The organism is Phyllobacterium sp. NPDC097923 (assembly GCF_044760925.1).
GTDB classification, from domain to species: domain Bacteria; phylum Pseudomonadota; class Alphaproteobacteria; order Rhizobiales; family Rhizobiaceae; genus Phyllobacterium; species Phyllobacterium calauticae.
The window spans coordinates 488,679-507,330 of record NZ_JBIWBL010000001.1 but is presented as its reverse complement, the minus strand read 5'-3'; the positions used below and the strand labels follow the sequence as shown (position 1 = coordinate 507,330).

Genomic DNA, 18,652 nt, shown 5'->3' with positions numbered 1-18,652 from the left:
TACTCCAACTCTACTTCGTGGTCTTCAAGGTCCTGAACTAAACACCTTCCCAGCGAAGAAGGTTCCCCTTTTCTAGGATGACGCACGTTAAAACAATGTGTCTCTCCGCCGCATGGCCGATTCAACGACCGAAAGTAACGGCATCCCGCGCAGCGGCGCTGCGCAAACAGGACAGTCAGCGCCCTGAATTGCGGCTGGCAAGACCCTTTTCCCACGCCAGTGCCGTTTCGACGATCACATCAAGATTGTCAAAACCGGGTTCCCAGCCCAGGTCCTTTCGCGCCCGTGCGCTGTTGGCCACAACGGATGCGGCATCGCCCGCCCGCCGATCCGTCAGGCGCGCGTCAATCGGTCTCCCATGAACGCGCTCGACGCTTTCAATCACGTCACGCACCGAATAACCCCGGCCATAGCCGCAATTGGCGACGATGCTGCTGGCCCCGGTGCGAAGCCGGTCCAATGCCAGCCGATGGGCGGCGACGAGGTCACTGACGTGAATATAGTCACGCACGCAGGTGCCATCCGGCGTCGGAAAGTCGTGACCGTAAATTTCCATGTAAGGCCGCTTCCCCAATGCCGTTTCACAGGCAACCTTGATCAGATGAGTCGCGCCGCGTGTCGACTGGCCGGAACGGCCCTTCGGATCGGCCCCGGCCACATTGAAATAGCGCAGCGCCGTATACCGGAAATCATGCGCCGCCGCCGTGTCGCGCAACATCCATTCCGTCATCAGCTTGGAAACGCCATAGGGCGATTGCGGCAGCAGCGGCGTCTCTTCGGTAACGGGCTCCAATCCCCCATCGCCGTACACAGCGGCCGTTGACGAAAAGATGAAGTTCTTCACGTTGGACTTGACCACCGCTTCAATCAAGGTGCGGGATTTCGAGGTGTTGTTTTCGTAGTAGGCCAGCGGATCCCGAACGGAATCGGGCACCACGACGGAACCGGCGAAATGGATGACCGCATCGACATAATTGCGTTCGATCGTGTCGCGCACGAGATGCTGGTCGGCAATGTCGCCAATGATGAGCTTGGCCTCCGCAGGGACCGCCCATTCAAACCCGGTGGAGAGGCGATCGATGACCACGACGGATTCACCGGAATCGAGCAATTCCCAGACCATGTGACTGCCGATATAGCCCGCACCCCCGGTTATGAGTACTGTCATCTGCCATCCCCCCTGAACCACGCCAACAGCTCTATTGCGGTATCTTGCCGCATTTTGGCGGGTCTGCAAAGCGTTGAAGATACATCATAAAAATAACGTGGCGAAAGAATCGCAGACCATCCCTCCTCGGGAGCGGGCAGAACGGGTTTCCGGCGTTCCCCATATCGCCGGCGCTCTTTCGACGTTATAGTGTCCGGGCCCGCTGGCAGAATAGCCATTTGCCAAGCGTGGCAAATTGCCCACCTTCCCGTCATGGATTTTAGCCCGCAAAAAAGCTACTAAGTCCAGGATACAGGAGCAGTTCATGGACTATCGTCGGTTTTTCGAAGACGCGATCGACCAATTGCACGCTGAAAAGCGCTATCGGGTCTTTGCTAATCTGGAACGGATCGTGGGGAGATTTCCGCGCGCGCTTTGGCGTACTGCCGATTCCACACGTGAAATCACCGTATGGTGCTCGAACGATTATCTGGGAATGGGTCAACATCCCTCGGTTATCGCGGCCATGCACGATGCGTCGAGCCGCATGGGCTCCGGTGCAGGCGGCACCCGTAATATCTCCGGCAACAATCACCCGCTGGTCGAGCTGGAAAACGAGCTGGCCGACCTTCACAACAAGGAAGCCGGTCTGGTCTTTACCTCGGGCTTCGTGTCGAACGAGGCATCGATATCGACGATTGCGCGGCTTCTGCCCAATTGCCTGATCCTCTCCGACGAGTTGAATCATGCCTCGATGATCGAAGGCGTGCGCCGCTCCGGCGCTGAAAAGAAAATTTTCCGCCACAACGATGTGGCACATCTCGAAGATCTGCTGAAGGCGGCCGGCAAGGAACGCGCCAAGCTGATCGTGTTTGAATCGGTGTACTCCATGGACGGCGATATCGCCCCCATCGCGGCCATTGCCGATCTGGCCGAGAAGTACAATGCCATGACCTATATCGACGAGGTTCATGCGGTTGGCATGTACGGCAATCGCGGTGGCGGCATCACCGATCAGGAAGGCCTCTCGGACCGCATCGATATCATCGAAGGAACCCTGGCCAAGGCTTTCGGCACATTGGGCGGCTATATAACCGGCCCCAAGACCGTGATCGATGCCGTTCGCTCCTACGCGCCCGGCTTCATCTTCACCACTGCCCTGCCCCCCGTGATCGCGGCAGCGGCTACCCAATCGATCCGCCACCTGAAAGTTTCGCAGGAAGAACGCAGATTGCATCAGCAGCAATCGCAGCTGACCAAGGATGTCCTGGCCGCCGCCAACCTGCCGGTCATGCAGTCGCAGACCCATATTGTCCCGATCCATGTCGGCGACCCGGAACTGTGCAAGATGGCGAGCGACCGGCTGCTTCAGGTGCACGGCATCTATATCCAGCCGATCAATTACCCCACTGTCCCGCGCGGCACCGAGCGGCTGCGCGTCACGCCGACGCCCTTCCACTCCGATGAACTGGTGCTCGAACTGAAGGACGCGCTGGTTGAGGTCTGGACGGCGCTTGGCATTCCCTTCGCCAAGGACAGCGCCCCGTCGGTCAAGACGGGTGAACGCGTCGTGACGCTTGCTGTTTCCAAGGCCGGCGGCTGAAGCCACGCTTTCCTGAAATCGCGTAAGCCTGCTGTTTCAGTGAAATCGCGGGCTTATTTATTGGCATCGGTATCGTTCAGCCAGCGCGCCAGAAACGGCACGGCAAAGGCGATCATCAGAAATCGCGCCACGTGGTGGGATGCCACATAGGACGGATCGACGCCCAGAGAAAAGGCAATCACCGTCAGCGCTTCCAGCGCCCCCGGCGCAAAGGCCAGGGCGATCTGTGCGGGATGGATATCCAGGATATACCAAACCGCCAGGGCCGCCAGAAAAGAGGCGGCCGTTCCCAGAACAAAGGCGCAAAGGGCAGCCGGCAGATAGCGCACGAGCTGGGTACGATGCTCCGCACCTACTCTCGACCCGATCAGCACGCCCAGAATGATCAACCCGATATCCGCGATCGAGCGCGGGACCACCGCTGTCACGACCGATGCCGCGTGCAATGCCGCGCTCGCCAGCAAGGCACCGAGCATCATGCCGCCGGGGACGCGCGTGTACTGGCCGAGAAGCGCACCGGCAAGGCCGCAGACAAACAGAATGAGCGCTTCCTGGAATGTCCAGTGATCGTTCATCTCCACCACGACATGCGGCGCATTCCTGGCGATGACGGCAAGCAGCGGGGCAAGAAAGCCGATGAGAAGCAACAGGCGGATACACTGAACGACGGTGATCTTGACCATATTGGCCTGCGTTCCCATAGCGGCCACCAGCACGAAGGAAAGCGCTCCCGGCAACGATGAAAACAGCGCGGTGGGCCCATCCCAGCCGAAGCCCTTGCGCAGCATGACATAGGTCAGTCCGGTCACCGCGATGAGCGCCACGAAGAGCATGAAAAAGCTGACGGGCCACAGCACCATCTGATTGACGGTATCGGCGGAAACGCCGGACCCGGCCTGGATACCCAGCATGAAGAAGACAAAGGCACGCAGCCAGTCGGGCAGATGGATACGGACACCGGAAAGGGATGCAGCCGTGACCGCAAGTGTCGACCCGAGCAGGAACGGGATAGGCAAACCTGCAAAACCGGCGCTGAAGGCGCCGGCTGAAGCGATGAGGAGCGAAAGAATGGTGGCCTGGGTGTTATTCAGATGTAAGCGATTCAACGTTTCCTGATCCAGTCTGCGAGGCGATCGGCAGCCTCCTCGACCTGATCTATACGCCGGGCAAAACACAGTCGCAGGAAGGCTCCGCCACCATCGCCAAAAGCCGTTCCGGGCGCAAGGCCAACCTTTGCCTCATCGACGATATCAAAGGCTGCGCGATAGGAGTCGGAAACGCCCTCGATGCCAAACAGCAGGTAGAAGGCGCCGGCCGGCGGCGACATGCGCACCCTGCCCGTGGCTGCGAGTTTGGCGCAAAGAATATCGCGCGCCTTGCGCGCACGCTCCACCTGCATCCGGATGAATTCGTCCCCATGATCAAGGGCGGCGACAGCACCCCGCTGCATGAACTGCGCAACACCCGAATTGGAATACTGGATCAGGTTCTCCACGGTTTTGCCAAGGGCGGGATGCACGGTCATCCAGCCGACACGCCAGCCGGTCATTGCCCAGTTCTTGGAAAAACTGTTGACGAAGATAATCCGGTCATCGGGATCCATGACATCGAAAAACGAGGGGGACCGGCGCGCACCGTAATAGAAATGCGTGTAGATCTCGTCGGCGACGATCCACAGGCCGTGCTGGCGGGCGATCTGCAATATTTCGCGCAACGTCTCGATATCAGCGGTCCACCCGGATGGGTTGGATGGAGAATTGATGAACAGTGCCTTCGTCCTGGGCGTGATCGCGTCGCGGATTTTTTGGGGATCAAGCGTCCAGCCATTGCCGGTGAAATCCTGCGTTACCGGAACCGGCGTTGCACCCGCTATGCCGGCCGCAGCGGCAAAATTCGGCCATGCCGGCGACACATAGACGACCTCGTCTCCCGCCCCGGCCGTGGCCTGGATGGCCAATTGTATCGAATGCATCCCGGAACCCGTGACATAAAAATGATCAACGGGCAGATCCACATTGAAATGGCGCTTGTGATAATCGGTCAGTGCTTGCCGTAATTCCGGAATGCCAGCCTGCCAGGTGTAGAAGGTCTCGCCATTGGCCAGACCCGCATTTGCCGCATCCCTGATGAAATCCGGCGTCGGCAGATCGCCCTCACCCGCCCAGAGCGGAATGACGCCGTCCTGGCGCCTGCCATGGTTCATCACCGCAACAATGCCGCTCTCCGGCGCGACCGCAGCCTCATGGCGCAAATGTTCAATCAGACCCATACATATCTCCAGTGCCAAACGCACATCCCGTTCAAAGGCAGACCTAACGCAACGAAGCGCAACAATCACGCGGATATTTGTGATGTTCCCATCACCGATGCTGATGATCTGCTGACGTCATCCTGACAATCAGGCAAACAAAAACCCCGGCACCAGGCCGGGGTGTCTGAACCAATGCGGAAAGTCCTAGCGCTTGGCCAGGAGATCGCGAATATCGGTCAGCAGGGCTTCTTCCTTGGTCGGTGCAGCCGGGGCTTCAGGGGCCGCAGCTTCCTTCTTCTTGAGCCGGTTCATGGCTTTCACCACCATGAAGAGAACCCAGGCAATGATCAGGAAGTTGATCAGCAGTGTGACGAAGTTGCCGTAAGCAAGTGTTGCACCGGCTGTGCGTGCGGCGGCCAACGTGGCAGCGGGCGCACCTGCCAATTGGATAAACATATTGGAGAAGTCGACACCACCGGTGAGAAGCCCGATGATTGGCATCAAGATGTCGTTCACGATCGAATCAACAAGTTTGCCGAAAGCACCGCCGATGATCACACCAATGGCGAGATCGACCATGTTTCCCTTCAAGGCAAATTCTTTGAATTCCTTTAGCATGATATACCACTCTCCAGTATTCCGTGTTAATTGGAAGCTGTCAGTCCCCAGTGATGCAAGTTGCACCACAGATTGACAGTAACAGATGTTCCTAATTTATTAATATAAAGTTTTATTTTCCGAACGAGCAACCCTGGTTATTCAAGTGTTTTCGACGGGCAGGTTTTTAAATTAATTCATTTTGATGAACACGTTCATCGCAATTTATGGAAGGTTGAAGCCCATGACGGGCTGGACTGTAGCGCTTGTCGCGATTTTATATCTTATTGCACAGTATGTGCGGGTCAAAACCATCGGCCGGCGCAATCGCCTTGATCAGAAGGTCGACCGGCCGTTCATCTACGCGCTCAGTCTGGCGTCGGGCGGCAGCAGCTGGCTGTTTTATGGCGGCCTTGGATATGCCGCCGAAAACGGCATTGAATTTGCCGGGCTGTTCATCGGGATAGCTCTGGCTTTTACCCTGGGCTTTCCGTTCTTCCATCGTGTGATCAAACTTGCACAATCGCAGGGCATTGCCTCCATCGCCGACCTGATTGGCGCCCGCTATGGCAAGAGTTTCTCGGTGACGGCGTTTGTCACGATCATCGTTACGGTTGGCGGTGTTCCTTACCTCGCCCTGCAGCTCACCGCAGTGCATTATCTCTTCGAGGTATTTGCCGGCACGTTTACCCCGCATAGTGCGGACAGGGCCCACGAACCCCATTGGCTGCTCTGGGGCCTTTTGTGCGTCATCGCCCTGTTCGTCATCCACAACAGCGAAAAATCGCCTCAAACCATGGATCGCGATGAAAGCATTGTTCGCACGCTGGCGAGCGATTCCGCTTTGAAGATGATTGCCTTCATAGCGGTGGGCATAGCCGCGACGACGTTTCTTTTCGGCACACCGGGCGAATTGCTCAGCCACCTTGCTGGCAGCAATACTGCCATCCCCGCACTGCAGGCACACGTCTCGTTGGCGAATGTTGTCGCGCTCGCGCTGATCGGCGCATCAACAACGCTGCTTCTACCCAGTCAATTCTATCTCACGGTCGTGGAAAACAGGAGCAGACGGGAATTGTCGGCCGCGCGATGGCTGGTTCCGGCATGCCTGTTGATTGCCGGTCTTCTTGTTTTGCCCCTTGCGGCAATTGGCAACTGGATCCTGCCGTCCGATGTCTCTCCCGATTTTTACTTTCTTTCACTCCCTCTGCGGGCGCATCAAAGCTGGCTGGGCATTCTGGCTTTCGCTGGCGGTCTCTCGGCTGCGGCCACCATGCTGGTACTGCCTACCATTGTGCTGTCCATCATGATTTCCAACGACCTCATTTTGCCGACCCTGTTGAACTGGCCAAGGCGGGCGACATCAGCTGGCAAGGACGATTACACGGCAATCATTCCAAAAATCCGGCGCTGCTCCATCATTGCCATTCTGCTTGCCGCCTATGCCTACCAGTTCACAATAATGGACTACGTTGACTTTGCGGAGCTCTCGCTCATTTCCGCGGTGAGCCTGATGCAGATGCTGCCACCCTTTCTCGGCGGTTTTGGCTGGCGCAGGGCAACAGCGCGCGGCGCATGGTGGGGTATGGCTGCAGGCACTGCCGTGTGGTTTTACACCATGCTTCTCCCCACCTGGCTTGATGAATCCTGCTCGCTTGTTACCAGCGGACCCTATGGCATCGGTCTCTTGCGCCCGCATCATCTCTGGGGGTTGGACGCAAGTCCCGTGGTGAACGGGCTGCTGTGGAGCCTGACTGCCAACCTGGCTTTGTTCATCCTTGGCTCGCTGTCAAAAAGCGCGTCGCCGCTGGAGCGCATCCAAGCCAATATTTTCATCCCCGAAACGGGAGAAGCCGCTCTTTCCAGCAGGAATCATCATGCCAACGTGACTGTCGATCAGTTGAAGGACACCATATCCCGATACATCGGCGCTGAACAAACCCGCCTCGCGTTCAATGCCTTTCACGACCAGGAGGGAATTGCCCTGGAAGGCGCGGCCGACTTCAAAACGGTGCATTTCTCCGAACAGCTGCTTTCCAGCATTGTCGGCTCGCCGTCCGCCAGGCTGATCCTGTCCCTTGCGATGGGGCCCTCCGGTGCGGCGCAGAAGCAGACGCAGATACTGCTTGATCATGCGACGGAAGCCCTGGTGCAAAACCGCGACCTGCTGCAAACGGCGCTAGACCGGGTGGATCAGGGGATCGGCGTTTTCGACCGGCAGTTCCGGCTCATGTGCTGGAACCGGCCGTTTCCGCTCATGCTCGATCTTCCCGATCGCCTGCAGCGCATGGGCACACCGTTCCATGCAATTGTTTCCTTTCTCCTTGTGCAGAGAAACGCTGCTGCAAGCGGCGGCGACGGCGCGTTGCAGGAGCTGGAAGCGCTGCCCGCGCGCTGGCGTATCGCCCTTGGCAATAATTCGGGCCGGATCATCGACATTCTGGTCAATGCCATACCGGACGGTGGCATGGTGGCAACCTTTACCGACGTCACCCAGACTGTCGAAACAGACAGAATATTGCGGCAAAGCAACGAGCGCCTTGATGCGCGGGTGCGCGAACGCACGAAAGCGCTCACGCTTGCCAATCAGGAACTGGCCAAGGCGCGGCGTCGCGCCGAGGACGCCAATATCAGCAAGACACGTTTTCTGGCCGATGCGGGGCATGATATTCTGCAGCCCCTCAACGCAGCCCGTCTCTATGCCTCGGCACTGACGGAACAGCTTGCCAAGCCGCAGCTGAAGGATCTTGCGACCAACCTCAATTCATCCCTTGAGGCGGTCGAGTCGATCTTCAACGCGTTGCTGGATATTTCACGGCTTGATGCCGGTGCCCTCAGGCCTGAGATATCGACCATCCCGTTGAACACCATCCTCTTGCAGGTCTTTCGCGATTTTCTGCCGGTGGCGCAGGAAAGGGCGCTGGAGTTCAAACTGGTTGAAAGCTCGGTTGTCGTTGCAACCGACCCTCATCTTCTGCGGCGGCTGCTCCAGAACCTTGTTTCGAATGCCATCAAATATTGCAAATCGGGCAAGATACTCATGGGCGTTCGCCGTCGCGGCGATATCATCGAGGTTCAAGTCTTCGATACGGGTATAGGCATGGCCAAAACCGAACTGAACATCATTTTCCGCGAATTCTCCCGGCTTTCCCGCGGCATGCGCGAATCCGACGGACTAGGGCTTGGCCTATCGATTGTCGAGCGCATCGCCGCATTGCTGGGGATGTCCATCGGCGTATCTTCCCGCGTTGGCAAAGGCTCAGTGTTCTCCGTCAGAATGCCGGTATGCTCCGATGCCGTGCTGCCGGTCATCAAGAATCCGGCGGCTTCGGAACCCAATCGCGCGTTGGATGGCCTCAGGGTTCTTTGCATTGATGACGACGAACGTTCTCTTGCCGGAATGAAGGAGCTGTTGCAGACGTGGGGCTGTGCGGTGGAGGTCCTGACCGATGGCAAGGGCTTGGAGGCGCTATGCCAAAACCTTAGTGAACCACCGGATATGATCCTTGCCGATTACAATCTCGAAGATGAGAACGGAATTGACCTCATCGGGTATTTGCGCGGCCAGTACGGGTGTCCCATACAAGCCGCCCTCGTCACCGCTGACCGGTCGAGCCAATTGCGCGACCGTGCTGCGGCCGCAGCGATCCCGCTGATCAACAAGCCCGTGCGGCCCGCTGTCCTGCGATCGCTGCTATCCCATCTTCAAAACACCCCTGCGGACGCCTGAATGATCGCCCGCGCTAATGAAACTCCACTGTTCTGGAGTTCAGGGGCGCGGGGGTGCTGTTGAAACGGGACAAGCAAATGACCGCTTGTGTCCGGCTTTCAACACCAAGCTTGTAGAGAACCGCAGAGACGTGCGCCTTGATCGTGGCCTCCGACACATTGAGTTCATGCGCAATCTGCTTGTTGAGCATTCCGTCGGCCATCATGCCGAGAACCCGTCCTTGCTGCGGGGTAAGACGGCGCAAGCGGCCGACCAGTTCGAACAGTTCCTGATCCAGTTGTCCCCCGCCCTGACCGGTCAGCGGCGACCATATCTCGCCATCGAGTATCCTGCCGATGGCATCGGCAATCTCATCAAGGGTTGAGGACTTGGAAATAAAGCCCGAGGCGCCGAGTGCAAGCGCCGTCCGGATTGTAACGGCATCATCGGTTGCCGAAACAATCGCTATCGGCACGCTCGGGTGCAGCGAACGCAAAGCAATCAAGCCAGTAAGACCGCCGACGCCGCCCAAGGCAAGATCGAGCAGCAGAAGATCAACATCGGCTGCATCGAGGATGTGCCTTTTGGCACTCTCCAGATCGCTGACCTCGATAATATCAGCGTCTCCTGTCTGCAACATAAGTGCAGCTTTCAACGCCCCCCGGAAAAGCGGATGATCGTCCACAATGACAAACTTAAATCTCATGCCTGAAAAGTCTCCGTTTTGAAATTGCAACATCTGAAAATCTAATCGTTTTAATATTAGCGACTAAAGCGCATTTTCCTGATATATCAAGACAAATCTATTGCGCAGGAAAGTTCAAAACCAATGCGGACTGTTCGTAGATGTCTGCTAAACACATGAATTGACTTGGCAAAACCTTAATCCCGCGTAATCATAGACCTATTTCGCCACTTTTCGAAAGAAAGATGTATGATAACGAATACACTTTACCCCGAGACCCAGCCCTATGCCGAGCAAATGCTCGCCGTGTCTGATCTGCACAGCATTCACGTGGAGGAATGCGGCAATCCCCAGGGCAAACCGGTCATCATGATCCATGGCGGCCCTGGCGGCGGGATCAATCCCGCCATGCGCCGGCTGCACGATCCGGAACTCTACCGCATCATTCTTTTCGACCAGCGCGGCTGTGGAAAATCAACGCCTTATGCTGAACTGCGCGAGAATACCACCTGGGATCTCGTGGCAGACATGGAGCGTATCCGCAACCATTTCGGTATCGATAAATGGCAGGTTTTCGGCGGCTCGTGGGGGTCGACACTGGCTCTTGCCTATGCGCAGACCCACCCCGCCCATGTCAGCGAGCTGATCCTGCGCGGCATCTTCATGATCCGCCGTTTCGAAATCGAATGGTTCTATTCCAACGGTGCGAGCATCATCTATCCCGACCGCTTCGAAGCCTATCAGGAGCACATTCCTGAGGCAGAACGCGGCGACATGATCGCGGCCTATTACAAGCGCCTTACCGACGAGGACCCGGCCGTGCGCCTGGCCGCCGCCAAATTGTGGGCGCGCTGGGAAGGTTCCGCGCTTTCCCTCCTGCCGGATCCGGCGCGGGAAGAGGCTTTTGCCGGCGATCATTTCGCCATCGCGTTTGCACGCATCGAATGCCACTATTTCCAGAACAGGGGCTTCTTCGAAACAGATGATCACCTCCTGCGCAATGCCCATCTGATCCGCGAAATTCCCGGCGTTCTCGTGCACGGCCGCTATGACATGTGCACGCCGCTCCTGAACGCCTGGCATCTGAAAAAGGTCTGGCCGGAAGCGGACCTTCGCATTGTCGAAGATGCCGGGCATTCCGTCACGGAACCGGGCATTGTGCATGAACTGATTGCTGCAACCAAAAGGTTTGCAGCCTGATAGCACTGCGGGCAACCGGTTGTTTCGGCAGCCGGTTGCCTGATTATGCCGCCAGATGCTTGCGGCGTGACTTGACCACCCACAAATGACCAAAGGGATCCGTCAGCACACCGACGCGGTCACCATTGTCCAGTTCCTCGACGGCATTGCGCACATGGCCGCCTTCCGCCGTGGCGTGGTGCATGACGCGGTCAACGTCGTCAACATGGATATCGAGCATGACAGGCGTCGCGCCAATCGCGTGGACAGAACGCGGCCCGCCCAGCGATGCATCCGCATCGCGTTTGGGGTTGGCGCCGACAATCATGATCACCGATGCGCCCATCCGCATTTCCGCGGCGATCAACGCGCCATTATGCAGATACGGGCGCCCGACCACCCGCGCGCCGAATACATTCTCATAAAAATCCATGGCCATTTGCTGGTCGCCGTGGCGCACAAAAAGCCGGATGGAAATTTCACCGATCAGTCTTGGCCCCTCGTTCATCCTGTCCCTCCAGCGTCCATTAGCGAGGGACTAAAGTCGTATAAAACCGCGAACAAATCAAGAACAAAATGATCTTTGGAGCAAAGGTTTTGGCGTTTTCCGTGGAAAACATGCCTTGACAGACCGACCCAGATTTTACCCGTTTCAGGTTTTCTGCGGCTGGGCCTGCTGCGGCTTGGCGCCGCTGTTATCGTTCTGGAATTCCTTGGCTATCCCCATGAAACGGCGCATGAATTTCTCCATGTAGTTCATGCCCTTCTCGAACTCTTCATCGGAAGGAAGCGCATCGCGGACAACCGGCGGAATCTTGCCCATGCTGGCGACCGTGTCTTCCAGCTTGGCAACACGGGTCTTCAGATCCGCCACATCCTCCTCGTAGGCCCTGCGTTCATCCGCAGCGAGTTTGCAGATCAGCTGCCCGGACTTTTCCTGGCAGATGGACATCTCTCCGGTCCTGTTGTTCATCCTGATGTAACCGGTATCGGTTTTTTCCAGTGAATAATTCGTGGTTTCCTCGGCCATCGCGCCGCTCGAGGCTGCGATTGCGAGGAACGGAACAGCCGCAACAGCGACCAGCAGTGTTCGTGTGCGTGACATGACAGACCTCCGAAATGCTGAACCTCAAGCTTGAGAGGATAATACGCCGAAAATAGGAATGAGCGCCGAGATTTCTGTTACCGGCAGCAGTCTACTCTTTGCGTATTGCGGTTTTGCGTCTAGTAAATCCGCATGAGCAAACTGATTTACAAGATTGCCCCACGGGCACTGTGGCAGGCGGCGGAAGCCGCAGGCGTGTTTGATGGCGCACCGATCGACCATGCCGACGGCTATATCCACTTCTCCACCGCTGCACAGGCGGTGGAAACGGCGAGCAAACACTTTGCCGGACAGGATGACCTGCTGCTCGTCGCCGTCGAGGCCGACCGGTTGGGCGATGCCCTGAAATACGAGATTTCCCGCGGCGGCGACCTCTTCCCGCACCTCTACGCGTCTTTGCCGATGGCGGCCGTCCTGTGGGTCAAACCGCTGCCGCTTGACACCGATGGCAAGCACCAGTTTCCGGAGATGAATGCATGAGCGGACTGTTTCAGTCGCTGGGCCGCAAGGTGCTGTTTTCCTTCGACCCGGAAGACGCCCATGGCATGTCGATCAAGGCATTGAAGACCGGGCTGGTGCCGGGATGCACATTGCCGGACAGCCCTGCCCTGCAGGTTACCGTTGCCGGGCTGAAATTTCCCAATCCTCTTGGCATGGCCGCCGGCTACGACAAGAACGCGGAAGTGCCGGATGCCCTGTTGAAGCTCGGTTTCGGCTTTGCCGAGATCGGGACCCTCACGCCGCTGGCGCAATCCGGCAATCCAAAGCCGCGCATTTTCCGCCTTGTCGACGACAATGCCGTGATCAATCGCCTGGGCTTCAACAATGAAGGCCACGAAGCCGCGTTCCAGCGGCTGTCATTGCGCAGGAATCGTCCGGGAATTGTCGGGGTCAACATCGGAGCCAACAAGGATTCAACTGATCGCGTGGCTGACTACGTCGCCGGCATCCGGAAGTTCCATTCGCTTGCAGCCTACTTCACCGCCAACATCTCGTCGCCCAACACACCTGGCCTGCGGGATTTGCAGGCTCGTGACAGCCTCAAGGAATTGCTCGGCAAGGTGCTGGAAGCCCGCGATGCGGTTGCAGCACAATCCGGTGTCCGGCGCCCGGTCTTTCTCAAGATCGCGCCGGATCTGCCTGAAGCCAGCCTCGACGATATTGCTGCCGAAATCGCGCTGCATCCGCTGGACGGCCTGATCATCTCCAACACCACCCTGTCCCGCACGGGTTTGCGCAGCCGGCAGCACACGGCCGAGACCGGCGGTCTGTCAGGTGCGCCGATCTTCAATCGCTCCACGATTGTGCTGGCAAAGATGCGCCAGCGCGTAGGCCCCGCGCTGCCGATCATCGGTGTCGGCGGCATCGACAGCGCCAGGACCGCAATCGCCAAGATTCGCGCGGGTGCCGATCTCATCCAGCTCTATACCAGCATGATCTACCGTGGCCCCGGGCTCGCTGCTGAAATCCTCAAGGAGATGGCCGCCACGCTCAAGCGCGATGGCGTGGCCAATATCAGCGCGTTGCGGGATCGTGACCTTGCGGATTGGGCGGCGAAAGACATTCCCGCCTGACGACAGAGCGTAATTTTGCCACTGTTCCACAATCCAACGGATGACGGCGATAAACTCCAGCGAAATGGGAACACAGTGATGACGCGCAAGAGACGGGTGGCAGTTCTATTCGGCGGCCGTTCGGCCGAACATGAGGTTTCCCTGCTTTCCGCAGGCAATGTCGTCAAGGCAATCGATACCTCAAGATATGAGGTGGTGCCTATCGCCATCACCCGCACCGGACAATGGCTGCTTGCCGCGCTTGAAGATGGCGGCCTGCCAAAGACTGTTCCGGCAACCGGACCTGAAATCAGCCTGCTGCCCGGCGGGAAAGGCCGGCTTCTCGTTATTCCGGCAAGCGGTGCACCACATGAAATACCACCGGTCGATGTGGTCTTCCCCGTGCTGCACGGCCTCTTCGGCGAAGACGGTTCGGTGCAAGGCTTGGCGGAAGTTGCCGACGTTGCCTATGTCGGCTGCGGCATTCTCGGTTCCGCAACGGCGATGGACAAGGACATTGCCAAGCGCCTGCTCGAGCAGGCCGGCCTGCCCGTCGCCAAGGGCGTGACACTCCAGTTTGGCGAAACCGCCAGCTATGATGACATCACGCGCGCCCTTGGCACACCGGTCTTCGTCAAACCCGCCCGGCAGGGCTCGTCCGTCGGCGTTGGCAAGGCTGCCACAGCCGAGGCTTTCGAGGCGGCCGTCAAGGAGGCATTCCGGCACGACCGCAAGGTCATTGTCGAGGAGTTTGTCCAGGCCCGCGAGATCGAATTTGGCGTTCTCGAAGGGAGCGACGGTTCATTGACCGTTTCGGTTCCCGGCGAGATCGCTCCAGCCGCCAGCCACGGCTTTTACACCTATGAAGCCAAATATATCGATGCCGATGGCGCGGCCTTGTCCATTCCAGCCAACCTTCCGGCACCTGTCGGGGAACAGCTGCGGGACATGGCAGGCCGGGCCTTTCGGGCCCTCGGCTGTGAAGGCATGGCACGGGTCGATTTCTTCCTGCGGCCGGACATGAGTGCCGTCGTGAACGAGGTCAACACGATACCAGGTTTCACCAATATCAGCATGTATCCGAAGACACTGGGCGCGAGCGGCATTCCCTATCCCGAACTAGTGGACCGGCTGATCCAGCACGCGCTGGATCGCGCCGACCGTCAGCGCTCCTAACGATCTAGCTGGCGAACTGCAGCCGCGCCCGCCGCGGCAGGATCGCCAGCAGCGACAGACCGCGCAGCCCGAGGAACAGGTGAAGCGCCAGCCAGAGCCCGTGATTGCCCATGAACTGCGGCAGAATGAAATAGGCGGCAAAGTACCCGGCAAGTGACAGCATCATCATGTTGCGCATGTCGCGCGACCAGGTGGCGCCGATGAATACACCGTCCATATGGAAGGCCAGCAGCCCGGTAACGGGCGCCAGGGCCGCCCACGGCATGTAGAGTGCGGCCATGGCCTGCACATCCGCAGATTTGATCAGAACCGCCACGATGGCATTGCCGTAGATGAGGAAGAACAGCGCCATCAGCGATGCGAGGACCAGCCCCCACAGGAATGAAAGCTTGATGCCGCGATCAAAGGCCGGGCGATAATGGGCGCCGACGGCACGGCCGGAAATCTGCTCGGCTGCCGTCGTCACGCCATCAATGAGATAGCCCGAGATCAGCAGAAAATTCATCAGCACGGCGTTGGTTGCCAAGGTCACGGCACCGGCCTCGGTACCAGCGCGGGTGAAATAGGCATAGGCGATCAGCAGGAAGAACGAGCGCAGCATGATATCGCGGTTGACCGCAAACATCCGCCGGATGGCCGGCATATCAAGGATGCGCGCGAGCGATGGATTGGGAACGGCCCGAAACTGCCAGTAGACCATGGTCAAGCCGACAACCAGCGCGACGCTTTCGCCGAGCACGGTTCCCCAGGCGATGCCGGCCACGCCCCAGCCCATGACCAGACCGAGCCAGCAGGTCATGACCACATTGACGCCGTTGAGCAGGAATTGCAGGTAGAGGCCCTGCATCGCCTTGCCCTGCCCGAGCAGCAGACCGAGAACGACAAAGTTTCCAAGCGCCATCGGCGAGGAAAAGAGCCGGATCGACACGTAGGTGGACATGGCGTCGGCGACCGCCTGATCCGGGTTCATGAAGCGAACCGTTGCAGTCAGCACCAGTGGCGTTACAGCAATGAAAACAAGGCCGACAAGCGCGGCTATGCCGATGGCCCTCCAGAACACCGCTTGCTGTTCCACATTGTCATGGCGGCCCATCGCCTGCGCCACCAGCCCGGTTGTACCGGCGCGCAGGAAATTCATGGTCGAGAAGAGAAAATCGAAAACCAGAGCCCCGATCGCCAGCCCGCCGAGCAGATGCGGATCGCCGAGCTGGCCAATGACGGCCGTATCGACGAGACCGAGCAAGGGTGTCGTCAACGATGCCAGCATCACGGGAATCGTGATCGACAGCATCAGGCGGTTCGTCACCTCGAACGGGCGAACGATTTTTGATCCATCAGGATGGGACACTTGCGTTGACATGGGACACCGGGAAAGACGCCAGAGGGGCTATCGATATCCTATGCCACTGCGCGCGGCGCTTTTCCAGAACTATCGGCCAATGCCGGCCGATCGTTCAGCTGGCAAGGACCAGCGCCCAATACCGCTGGCTGCTGCCACTGGCAGCTTCCGAATAGGCAAGACCGAACCGGGTGAACTTCTGATCCAGCATATTGCGGCGATGCGGCGGCGAGGCCATCCACATGGCAAAGAGCCGGTCGAGTTCCATGCGGCCGACGGCGATATTCTCCGCAGCAATGCCGTGGATCTCGTTGTTCCGCACACGGGTGGCAAAATCACGCCCCCAGCCAGTCGTATGGGACATCCGGCCGGCGCTGGCCATGTAGCCCGCCTGCTGCAGTGCGGCGCTTTCCAGCGAAGAATCGGCGGTCAGGCCAGCCAATCCATTGGAAGAGCGTATATTCTGCACAAGCGAGGTCGCTGACGCCGATACACCGGCGCTTTTCCCCGGCGTGCGTGTCACTGTCTGGCAGGCGGCCAGCGGCAACAGCGCCGAGACGGCGGCGAACCCAAGTACGCTGCGGCGTGACAAATGAAATCTATGGTCGGGCATAAGCAATTCCTGAATGAGATGCACTGCCGATATCCAGCAATTGTGGCTCATTCAGGCCAAGGCGATATTTTTGCGCTTAACGCCGGTAGCTGAGCAACCGCAAAATGATGAAGCACGGCACAACCACGACCGCGCCCAAGAGGAAGTAACCGGCGAAACGCTCAATGGCGCCAAAACCGAGGTTCCAGATGCGGCGGGCAAAATTCTCGAAACCGTACAGAATATCGAGCGGTGACCAGTTGAACGCGTTCATGATCACGCCGACGAAAAGCGATACGAGAATGAGCTTGAGCAGAACACGGCCCGGCGTGTCTCCCAGAAAACGGTTCATCTTGTCCGACATTGATACTCCGATAGCGGCGGCGGCAATTGCGCGATGGTGTTCACATATGGCCATATGCGGCCCGGTTCAAGCAATTGCACGGCGATAGCGGATTCGCCAAGCGTTCCAGTCCAAATATATCCCGGATAAGGCTGGCGGTAGCCGGCAAGACGGTCAGATTGGTTTCAATGCCGATCCTGCACGAAAATATCGACCGTTTTTGCCGCCGCAATGAAGGCTTTTCGGGCTTCGCCGACCGTTCTTTCGCCATTCAGGGCATCGTGGCATATTTGTTGTGCGGCGAGATAGCTCGGTCCGTGCCGGGCCGGCCAATCCTCCGACAGAAATTCAGCGGCTTCTTTTACCGAGGCTATACTTCGGTATTTGCCAATCTGCCTGGTCTCTACGGTCACAGATTCAAATGTCAGTTTACGCATGATGTGAGACGCCCAAAAACAGCCAAGCCCCCGCAGCCCCATATTATATGGGCATTCCATCGTGAGTACAACCATTCCGGCCGGGCCGGGCATACCACCAGCAGGATATTCCCGTCAGGCCATTGCCGTGCGACGAGTGCCCTCGATCACAGTGCGTCTGAAGATGATCGCGTTACTTGCCGCATTCTTCGAACAACTTGGAAACAACTGGTAAAAAGTGATCTTCATAGGTCAAGCAGGATTGATAAATACCCGCCGCAACCCTTTCACGTCCGATTTCCTCCCACTCGGGATTTTTCGGTGTGTGCCAATCCGTGACTTGAGAAATCAGCACTTCCCTGTCCATTGCGGCGGGATACTGTTTCAAAATGGAGCGCGCCTCATCAACCAGTGGAAGATAACGCGCCACCGCCGCCAGTTTTCGCGCGCGGGCTTCCTCATCCAAAACCAGCTCGCAGACGCGATCGCCTTTTGCTCCAGCTGTCGCGGCGGAAAAGAGGAGTTCGGCCGGTTTGCCGCCCGCGGACAATCGCTTTTGCAGGATCGCGCCCATGGCCGATGCCAGGTCGTGGATTGGATTGTATCCATCACGTGCATCCGCAACTATTCTGTAGGAATGATGCTCTCCAATATCAGCCTCAATTGACGCGATCACCGCCGCGAAAAACCCGTGATCATGACGTGCCAATGCTTCGTACCAAAGCCTGTCCGAAATATCGCCAAATATCGCGCCTGCAGCGGATCCGGTTTTTTCGATGATTTCCCGGGAATAATGCGTTCGGGACTGTTCCTTGCTTCCAGACCCGTCTGTCAGAAAGAAAACAAGTGGCTTGTTCAATTCCACCCAATGGTGAATGCGCAGCTCATGCCCAGGATGCGCCAAAAGAAGAATACTTAGTGTTTGTTTATTTTGCATTGTTGAAATAGACCATAGCT

Annotated in this window: 18 protein-coding genes; 6 read left to right on the top strand and 12 right to left on the bottom strand. The window is 58.0% G+C overall.

What is annotated here, in order from left to right; translation table 11 throughout:
- Positions 1-175: 175 nt before the first annotated feature.
- Positions 176-1,168 (bottom strand): UDP-glucose 4-epimerase GalE, encoded by a 993-nt coding sequence (gene galE, locus ACIQWS_RS02545; RefSeq protein ID WP_223611841.1) that lies wholly within the window; start codon positions 1,166-1,168, stop codon positions 176-178.
- Between the two features lie 304 nt (positions 1,169-1,472).
- Here galE and hemA point away from each other — a divergent pair, with 304 nt between their 5' ends.
- Positions 1,473-2,750 (top strand): 5-aminolevulinate synthase, encoded by a 1,278-nt coding sequence (gene hemA / locus ACIQWS_RS02540; protein ID WP_346306995.1) that lies wholly within the window; start codon positions 1,473-1,475, stop codon positions 2,748-2,750.
- A gap of 53 nt (positions 2,751-2,803) precedes the next feature.
- On the opposite strand, the gene ACIQWS_RS02535 is transcribed toward hemA, so the two are convergent.
- The 3 genes from ACIQWS_RS02535 to mscL form a co-directional block, all read right to left on the bottom strand.
- Positions 2,804-3,856 (bottom strand): AbrB family transcriptional regulator, encoded by a 1,053-nt coding sequence (locus ACIQWS_RS02535; RefSeq protein WP_403169911.1) that lies wholly within the window; start codon positions 3,854-3,856, stop codon positions 2,804-2,806.
- Positions 3,853-5,019, bottom strand: a complete 1,167-nt coding sequence (locus ACIQWS_RS02530) for a pyridoxal phosphate-dependent aminotransferase (protein ID WP_403169910.1) — start codon at positions 5,017-5,019, stop codon at positions 3,853-3,855. The genes ACIQWS_RS02535 and ACIQWS_RS02530 overlap by 4 nt, the downstream gene beginning before the upstream one ends.
- Before the next feature lie 186 nt (positions 5,020-5,205).
- A complete protein-coding gene (gene mscL, locus ACIQWS_RS02525; protein ID WP_223611847.1) occupies positions 5,206-5,619 on the bottom strand; it encodes a large conductance mechanosensitive channel protein MscL in 414 nt (137 codons plus the stop codon).
- A 223-nt stretch (positions 5,620-5,842) separates the two neighbouring features.
- Between mscL and ACIQWS_RS02520 the strand changes: the two genes are divergently transcribed.
- Complete coding sequence (locus ACIQWS_RS02520) at positions 5,843-9,328, top strand: PAS-domain containing protein (protein WP_403169907.1); 3,486 nt, start codon at positions 5,843-5,845, stop codon at positions 9,326-9,328.
- Positions 9,329-9,341: 13 nt separating this feature from the next.
- On the opposite strand, the gene ACIQWS_RS02515 is transcribed toward ACIQWS_RS02520, so the two are convergent.
- Positions 9,342-10,013: a response regulator transcription factor gene (locus ACIQWS_RS02515; RefSeq protein WP_346306999.1), complete on the bottom strand. Its 672-nt coding sequence runs from the start codon at positions 10,011-10,013 to the stop codon at positions 9,342-9,344.
- A 228-nt stretch (positions 10,014-10,241) separates the two neighbouring features.
- Between ACIQWS_RS02515 and pip the strand changes: the two genes are divergently transcribed.
- The gene (pip, locus tag ACIQWS_RS02510; RefSeq protein ID WP_223611852.1) at positions 10,242-11,192 is read left to right on the top strand and encodes a prolyl aminopeptidase; all 951 of its coding nucleotides are present in this window, start codon (positions 10,242-10,244) and stop codon (positions 11,190-11,192) included.
- A gap of 43 nt (positions 11,193-11,235) precedes the next feature.
- Here pip and ACIQWS_RS02505 read toward each other — a convergent pair whose 3' ends face one another.
- Both ACIQWS_RS02505 and ACIQWS_RS02500 read right to left on the bottom strand, forming a co-directional pair.
- Entirely contained in the window at positions 11,236-11,679 is a 444-nt protein-coding gene (locus ACIQWS_RS02505) for a VOC family protein (RefSeq protein WP_223611854.1), read from the bottom strand.
- A gap of 144 nt (positions 11,680-11,823) precedes the next feature.
- Positions 11,824-12,276, bottom strand: a complete 453-nt coding sequence (locus ACIQWS_RS02500; protein ID WP_403169903.1) for a hypothetical protein — start codon at positions 12,274-12,276, stop codon at positions 11,824-11,826.
- Positions 12,277-12,408: 132 nt separating this feature from the next.
- Here ACIQWS_RS02500 and ACIQWS_RS02495 point away from each other — a divergent pair, with 132 nt between their 5' ends.
- The 3 genes from ACIQWS_RS02495 (at position 12,409) to ACIQWS_RS02485 (ending at position 15,005) form a co-directional block, all read left to right on the top strand.
- Entirely contained in the window at positions 12,409-12,756 is a 348-nt protein-coding gene (locus tag ACIQWS_RS02495) for a DUF952 domain-containing protein (RefSeq protein WP_403169900.1), read from the top strand.
- Entirely contained in the window at positions 12,753-13,850 is a 1,098-nt protein-coding gene (locus tag ACIQWS_RS02490) for a quinone-dependent dihydroorotate dehydrogenase (protein ID WP_403169898.1), read from the top strand. The genes ACIQWS_RS02495 and ACIQWS_RS02490 overlap by 4 nt, the downstream gene beginning before the upstream one ends.
- Before the next feature lie 78 nt (positions 13,851-13,928).
- Positions 13,929-15,005, top strand: coding sequence for a D-alanine--D-alanine ligase family protein (locus tag ACIQWS_RS02485; RefSeq protein WP_403169894.1), 1,077 nt, complete (start codon positions 13,929-13,931; stop codon positions 15,003-15,005).
- Positions 15,006-15,009: 4 nt separating this feature from the next.
- Here the strand turns inward: ACIQWS_RS02485 and ACIQWS_RS02480 are convergent, their stop codons facing one another.
- The 5 genes from ACIQWS_RS02480 to ACIQWS_RS02460 all read right to left on the bottom strand — a co-directional run bounded on the left by ACIQWS_RS02480 (position 15,010) and on the right by ACIQWS_RS02460 (position 18,632).
- Positions 15,010-16,365 (bottom strand): MATE family efflux transporter, encoded by a 1,356-nt coding sequence (locus ACIQWS_RS02480; protein WP_403169891.1) that lies wholly within the window; start codon positions 16,363-16,365, stop codon positions 15,010-15,012.
- Between the two features lie 94 nt (positions 16,366-16,459).
- Positions 16,460-16,957, bottom strand: coding sequence for a CAP domain-containing protein (locus ACIQWS_RS02475; protein ID WP_223611862.1), 498 nt, complete (start codon positions 16,955-16,957; stop codon positions 16,460-16,462).
- A 76-nt stretch (positions 16,958-17,033) separates the two neighbouring features.
- Complete coding sequence (locus ACIQWS_RS02470) at positions 17,034-17,300, bottom strand: DUF6460 domain-containing protein (protein ID WP_346307005.1); 267 nt, start codon at positions 17,298-17,300, stop codon at positions 17,034-17,036.
- Positions 17,301-17,464: 164 nt separating this feature from the next.
- Positions 17,465-17,716 (bottom strand): DUF982 domain-containing protein, encoded by a 252-nt coding sequence (locus tag ACIQWS_RS02465; RefSeq protein WP_223611866.1) that lies wholly within the window; start codon positions 17,714-17,716, stop codon positions 17,465-17,467.
- 172 nt (positions 17,717-17,888) lie between these two features.
- Positions 17,889-18,632: a hypothetical protein gene (locus tag ACIQWS_RS02460; protein ID WP_346307006.1), complete on the bottom strand. Its 744-nt coding sequence runs from the start codon at positions 18,630-18,632 to the stop codon at positions 17,889-17,891.
- Positions 18,633-18,652: the final 20 nt, after the last annotated feature.

Coding starts and splice junctions, on each gene's coding strand:
- ACIQWS_RS02465 (WP_223611866.1), bottom strand. CDS start 17,716: ATGCGTAAACTGACATTTGAATCTGTGACCGTAGAGACCAGGCAGATT.
- ACIQWS_RS02470 (WP_346307005.1), bottom strand. CDS start 17,300: ATGTCGGACAAGATGAACCGTTTTCTGGGAGACACGCCGGGCCGTGTT.
- hemA (WP_346306995.1), top strand. CDS start 1,473: ATGGACTATCGTCGGTTTTTCGAAGACGCGATCGACCAATTGCACGCT.
- ACIQWS_RS02475 (WP_223611862.1), bottom strand. CDS start 16,957: ATGCCCGACCATAGATTTCATTTGTCACGCCGCAGCGTACTTGGGTTC.
- ACIQWS_RS02520 (WP_403169907.1), top strand. CDS start 5,843: ATGACGGGCTGGACTGTAGCGCTTGTCGCGATTTTATATCTTATTGCA.
- ACIQWS_RS02505 (WP_223611854.1), bottom strand. CDS start 11,679: ATGAACGAGGGGCCAAGACTGATCGGTGAAATTTCCATCCGGCTTTTT.
- ACIQWS_RS02500 (WP_403169903.1), bottom strand. CDS start 12,276: ATGTCACGCACACGAACACTGCTGGTCGCTGTTGCGGCTGTTCCGTTC.
- pip (WP_223611852.1), top strand. CDS start 10,242: ATGATAACGAATACACTTTACCCCGAGACCCAGCCCTATGCCGAGCAA.
- ACIQWS_RS02495 (WP_403169900.1), top strand. CDS start 12,409: ATGAGCAAACTGATTTACAAGATTGCCCCACGGGCACTGTGGCAGGCG.
- ACIQWS_RS02490 (WP_403169898.1), top strand. CDS start 12,753: ATGAGCGGACTGTTTCAGTCGCTGGGCCGCAAGGTGCTGTTTTCCTTC.
- ACIQWS_RS02530 (WP_403169910.1), bottom strand. CDS start 5,019: ATGGGTCTGATTGAACATTTGCGCCATGAGGCTGCGGTCGCGCCGGAG.
- ACIQWS_RS02460 (WP_346307006.1), bottom strand. CDS start 18,632: ATGCAAAATAAACAAACACTAAGTATTCTTCTTTTGGCGCATCCTGGG.
- galE (WP_223611841.1), bottom strand. CDS start 1,168: ATGACAGTACTCATAACCGGGGGTGCGGGCTATATCGGCAGTCACATG.
- ACIQWS_RS02485 (WP_403169894.1), top strand. CDS start 13,929: ATGACGCGCAAGAGACGGGTGGCAGTTCTATTCGGCGGCCGTTCGGCC.
- ACIQWS_RS02515 (WP_346306999.1), bottom strand. CDS start 10,013: ATGAGATTTAAGTTTGTCATTGTGGACGATCATCCGCTTTTCCGGGGG.
- mscL (WP_223611847.1), bottom strand. CDS start 5,619: ATGCTAAAGGAATTCAAAGAATTTGCCTTGAAGGGAAACATGGTCGAT.
- ACIQWS_RS02480 (WP_403169891.1), bottom strand. CDS start 16,365: ATGTCAACGCAAGTGTCCCATCCTGATGGATCAAAAATCGTTCGCCCG.